Origin of the sequence: Bordetella sp. 15P40C-2 (genome assembly GCF_009763235.1) — a bacterium.
In the GTDB taxonomy this organism is placed as follows: Bacteria; Pseudomonadota; Gammaproteobacteria; order Burkholderiales; family Burkholderiaceae_B; genus Bordetella_A.
Genome location: NZ_WSJA01000031.1, coordinates 1 through 1198 on the forward strand (window position 1 = coordinate 1; position 1198 = coordinate 1198).

At 57.5% G+C, this 1198-nt stretch carries 1 protein-coding gene; it reads left to right on the forward strand.

The features are described from left to right. The first annotated feature begins 60 nt into the window (after positions 1–60). Positions 61–1181 (forward strand): IS3 family transposase gene (locus tag GOQ25_RS14145; protein ID WP_370519954.1). Its coding sequence is split into 2 segments (ribosomal slippage): positions 61–301 and positions 301–1181, totalling 1122 coding nucleotides; the frame shifts between segments, so codons are not numbered across the junction. Positions 1182–1198: the final 17 nt, after the last annotated feature.

Here is a 1198-nt window from a genome sequence, read left to right on the forward strand (position 1 = left end):
TGACCTGCTCCCCGTAATTAGTACGAAATTGTTGTAGAGTCCGTTCATAAAGGAACGGCAATGAAGAAGCGATTCACGGAAGAACAGATCATCGGCGTGCTCAAGGAAGCGGACGCAGGAGCAAAGCCGGCAGAACTGTGTCGCAAGCACGGTATCTCCGAGGCAACGTACTACAACTGGAAGGCGAAGTTCGGTGGCATGACGGTGTCGGACGCTCAGCGGCTCAAGGAGCTGGAGCAGGAGAACAATAGGCTCAAGAAGCTGTTGGCCGAGTCGATGCTGGACAAGGCGGCGCTTCAGGATCTGCTAAGCCGAAAGTAGTCAGCCCGCAGGCCAAGCGCGAGGCGGTCAGGACATTGATGGCCGAGCGCGGCATGGGTGTTACCCGGGCCTGCGGGCTGGTAGGAATTTCGCGTTCGTTGTTTGCCTACGAGAGCGCGCGCACAGGCGATGCTGAGCTGACCGAGCGCATGAAAGAGATGGCAGTGGTCAAACGACGCTACGGCTATCGAAGGATCCATGTGCTCTTACGGCGCGAAGGCTGGCAAGCAAATCATAAGCGTGTCTGGCGGCTGTACAGCTTGGCAGGTTTGAGCGTGCGCAAACGCAAGCGTAAGCGCATCGCGGCGACTGAGCGCGTAGTTCGCCCAGCGGCAACTGCCCCGAATCAAAGTTGGTCAATGGACTTTGTGGCCGACGGACTGGCCTATGGTCGCCGGTTCCGTTGTTTGAACATCGTCGATGACTACACTCGCGAATGCCTGGCCATCGAGGTCGATACGTCGTTGCCGGGAGTGCGTGTTGCCAAGGTGCTGCAACGGCTGGCTGAAATGCGTGGCCTGCCGCGTTCTATTACCGTGGACAATGGGCCGGAGTTTGCCGGAAGAGCCTTGGATGCCTGGGCTTACCAAGCCGGCGTAAAGCTGTCGTTTATTCGGCCGGGCAAGCCTGTGGAGAACGCTTATATCGAAAGTTTCAACGGCAAGTTCCGCGACGAATGCCTTAACGAGCATTGGTTCTTGTCCCTGCGACAGGCCAAGGACTTGATCGAGAACTGGCGGGTCGAGTACAACACCGATCGGCCCCACAGTGCGCTCGGATACTTAACCCCGGCGCAATTCGTGCAGGCTCATCAGAAAGAAGGTTTTTTACCCCTGGACTCTATGTCGGTGCCGTACTAAATCCGGGGGCAGGTCAG